This is a genomic window from Primorskyibacter sp. S87 (assembly GCF_049801055.1).
Taxonomy (GTDB): domain Bacteria; phylum Pseudomonadota; class Alphaproteobacteria; order Rhodobacterales; family Rhodobacteraceae; genus JBNAGF01.
This window is the reverse complement of the sequence record NZ_JBNAGF010000018.1, coordinates 1-3610: the sequence shown is the minus strand read 5'-3', so window position 1 is coordinate 3610 and position 3610 is coordinate 1. Positions and strand designations below refer to the sequence as shown.

Here is a 3610-nt window from a genome sequence, read left to right as displayed (position 1 = left end):
CCAGAGATCTGAAAATTCCCGAACAGCGCCATCCGGAAAAGGCGCATCGTCCGGATCAGTCGCAGCCCAAGAAACCGTCCTGGATCCGGGTGAAGGCGCCGGGCGGCAAAGGCTATGCCGATACCCACAAGATCATGCGCGAGAACAACCTCGTGACGGTTTGCGAAGAGGCGGGCTGTCCGAATGTGGGCGAATGCTGGAGCCAGGGCCACGCAACCATGATGATCATGGGCGAAATCTGTACCCGCGGCTGCACCTTCTGCAACATCGCCACCGGGCGGCCGGATGCGCTCGACACGTTCGAACCGGGCCGGGTCGCCCATGCGGTGGAAAAGCTGGGGCTCAATCACGTGGTGATCACCTCGGTCGACCGGGATGATCTTGCAGATGGCGGCGCGGCGCATTTCGCCCAGACCATACGGGCGGTGCGCCACCGCAGCCCCAAGACCACGATCGAGATCCTGACCCCGGATTTCCTGAAATGCGACGACAATGTTCTGGAGGTGGTGGTCGAGGCCCGTCCGGACGTGTTCAACCACAATCTCGAAACCGTTCCGGGGCTTTACCCTTCGGTGCGCCCCGGCGCGCGATATTTCCACAGCCTGCGCCTGCTGCAGCGGGTCAAGGAGATGGATCCCGCAATGTTCACCAAATCCGGCATCATGGTGGGTCTGGGCGAAACCGAACAGCAGGTGCGGCAGGTGATGGACGACATGCGCGCGGCGGATGTGGATTTCCTGACCATTGGCCAGTATCTGCAACCGACGCCGAAACATCACCGGGTCGACCGTTTCGTGACCCCCGAGGAGTTCGCCGCCTATGAGAAAGCCGCCTATGGCAAGGGGTTCGGCATGGTCTCGGCCACCCCGCTGACGCGATCCTCCTACCACGCCGGTGACGACTTCGCCCGCCTGCGCGCGGCCCGGCAGGAAAAGCGCGGACAGGCATGACACCCGATACGCTGGCAAGATGGGTGGCTGCCACCCTGTCTGCCTGTCGGGTCGGTTAACAGATTTTCAGTTTCAGCCGAGCCTTGGTTTGAACCTGACCATTCGTGGTGAATAGACGAGTGTTAACCGCATCAATCCGGGGGCACCGGGGATAATTCCTTGGGTTGTCTGCCCCGCAGCCTTTTGAACACTCCAGTTGCTTCGGGCAGTAGAACGCCCCTGTTCATCGGTGGGTTTCCGAAACAAAATCTCCACGAACAGGATTGGGCCATCCCGGAGCAACCGTGATGCGTTCGTTGTGATTGCAACAGATCTTTGAACCGGCGCCCGGTCTCGGCCGTGTCACTGTCGCAGCGGTCTTACTGTTCCTGACCATCGGGCAAGGCAGCTTGCGTGCTGATACGACGAACCAGCTAGAGGAAGCAGGTGCTAACCTGCAACTGCTGATCCCGCTGACCGCCTTTGGCATAACCTAAGTCAAGGATGATCGGGAAGGGCGCGTTCAATTCGCCAAGAGCGTTGGGACAACCTTTCCGACAGTGCGGGGCATCAAGCAGATCGTGGACAAATGGCGACCGAATTATTCTGCTTAAAACTCTTTTCCCACAGGGCATATCGCGGCGGCCTTTTCCAGAACTGCCTTTCTGCAAACGAGATTTAGGTGGCAGTATGGCCTGCCCGCTTATCTTCTGGCGTGTTTCGTTGGCTACACTCGCATACGCGCCGAGAAGCACTACACGGATGACGTATTGGCTAGTGCAAGTATCGCGTTTTTTTTGGAAATTGGCTGTTTACGAGACCTAAGCGGTCGGGTGTCCGTATTGAGCCGACCGTTGGCCTTGACGCAGTGGGTTTGAACCTATCCATGCCGACACGCTTGGCGCAAAACACCCGGTCGTTGTCCGACGCGCCGTTTCGACTGAGATACCGGTTCTCGATTTCGTTCGGTGCAACAGATCCGGCCAACAACGAATTATACTCGCCTGGTTCTACCGGCTCGAAACTGGATCTGAAGACTTTTGACACCTATTCCAGCCCGACAACCAGTTCCAGCGCAGCGTTTGAGTACTTTCATTCCGACAGGCTCGAGTTCTATGCGTTTCTCAACCCGCTCAAAGTTCGGGATGAAGACTCCTTTGCAACATCCAAGATTTTCGCGGGAACCGTGTTTCCGACCCGGTGTCTCGACAACCATGGACTATATCATGAACGCAATCCGTGCCAGCTATCTCTAAAACATTTTCCCATCAGGCCGTTTCAACCTGAAGATCGGGGAAGGCGTATCGTTTCAAAACACCGGTATGCGGCTGGTGTCCGGGTCTCTGGATCAAACCTTAGAAAGCGGCGATTTCTCTTAATTCGTGAGCATCCATGTGAATTCCGATCTGAATGATCGTCTACAATTGCAGCAGTCAATTGACGGAACAGAGATGAACCTGGTCGAGTTTGTAGATGCCGTTGTTTCTGCGCGGTACGATTTGACGGATCGCTGGGATATCGGTCTGGGCATCCAGAATTACAGCCGACGACTGAATGTAGCTGAACTGGCCAAAAAGTATCAGAGCAACAACCTGTTCATGACAATTGGTCATTCATTTTAACTGTTGCGAGGCTTTGTTGCACAAATCCTGTGAGGATGGGACTTCCCCTTTCCCCGGACGGATTTAGCCTACGGCTTCTGTGACGGGAATGCCAAGAGCGGTATAGCGGTTGAGGACTGCGACACGGATTTGGATCTCTGCGACCTGCCGATCAAAGTCTCTCGCCATGAGACTTTGCCCCATCAGCTTCACACAGTGCATCTTGGTCTCGACACGGCTTCTTCGGTGGTATCCGCTCCATTGTCGCCAAATGGCGCGGCCCAAGTATCGTGAGGCGTTAACCGCTTCGTTCCGGGCGATGGCTCCGGCGCTGCTGGGTTTCCACGGCTTGGCGTTCTTACGCGGCGGAATGACAGCGTGGGCATTCCGGGCGGCAATCGCGTCATGGCATTTGCGCGTATCATAGGCCCCGTCGCCGGTTACTGATCCGATGTCCTGGTCGTTGGGGATCTGGTTCAGCAACTCAGGCAACATGGGCGCGTCACCGATGTTGCTGCTGGTAACCTCGACCGCTCGAACCTCCAACGTTTCCTCGTCGATCCCTATGTGTATCTTGCGCCAAATGCGTCGTTTGGGACCGCCATGCTTGCGTGCGTTCCATTCGCCTTCACCTTCAGCTTTGATGCCTGTGCTATCAACCAGAAGGTTCAGCGGGCCGGTACTGCCACGATACGACAGGTCCACGTTCAGCGTCCTCTGGCGGCGGCACAGCGTGCTGAAATCGGGAACTGCCCAGTCCAGCCCGACCAACTGCAACAAGCTTTCCACAAAGCCTGTCGTCTGTCGGAGCGGAAGGCCAAACAGCACCTTGATCGTCAGGCAGGTTTGGATCGCAGCATCACTAAAGCTGTGTCGCCGACCGCGCTTGCCGCTCGGTGGCGGAACCCAGACCATATCAGGGTCAAACCAAATCGACAGCGACCCGCGCCGTCTCAACGCCTCATTGTAAGATGACCAATTCCTGGTCTTGTATTTCGTGGGGGCCCAACTGCTCATGACGCACAGCTATCACGCTGGATTCACACAGTGAATCCCTCAACCGATTTGTGCAACAAAGCC

The 3610-nt window shown here is 56.7% G+C and carries 4 protein-coding genes and 1 pseudogene; 4 read left to right on the top strand and 1 reads right to left on the bottom strand.

Going from position 1 to position 3610, the window contains the following annotated elements; all coding sequences use genetic code 11:
- The 4 genes and pseudogenes from lipA to ACP15U_RS20840 all read left to right on the top strand — a co-directional run.
- Window positions 1–950: lipoyl synthase (gene lipA / locus ACP15U_RS20855; protein WP_425046457.1), on the top strand; the 950-nt coding region annotated here is incomplete at its 5' end.
- A gap of 302 nt (window positions 951–1252) precedes the next feature.
- The gene (locus ACP15U_RS20850; RefSeq protein ID WP_425046933.1) at window positions 1253–1426 is read left to right on the top strand and encodes a hypothetical protein; all 174 of its coding nucleotides are present in this window, start codon (window positions 1253–1255) and stop codon (window positions 1424–1426) included.
- Between the two features lie 129 nt (window positions 1427–1555).
- A pseudogene (locus ACP15U_RS20845) lies at window positions 1556–1807 on the top strand (phosphatase PAP2 family protein); the annotation flags it as partial.
- 516 nt (window positions 1808–2323) lie between these two features.
- On the top strand, window positions 2324–2551 hold the full coding sequence (locus tag ACP15U_RS20840) for a hypothetical protein (protein ID WP_425046932.1): 228 nt from the start codon (window positions 2324–2326) through the stop codon (window positions 2549–2551).
- Window positions 2552–2614: 63 nt separating this feature from the next.
- Here ACP15U_RS20840 and ACP15U_RS20835 read toward each other — a convergent pair whose 3' ends face one another.
- Window positions 2615–3547 (bottom strand): IS5 family transposase, encoded by a 933-nt coding sequence (locus ACP15U_RS20835; RefSeq protein ID WP_425043710.1) that lies wholly within the window; start codon window positions 3545–3547, stop codon window positions 2615–2617.
- Between the last annotated feature and the right edge of the window lie 63 nt (window positions 3548–3610).

Coding starts and splice junctions, on each gene's coding strand:
- ACP15U_RS20835 (WP_425043710.1), bottom strand. CDS start 3,547: ATGAGCAGTTGGGCCCCCACGAAATACAAGACCAGGAATTGGTCATCT.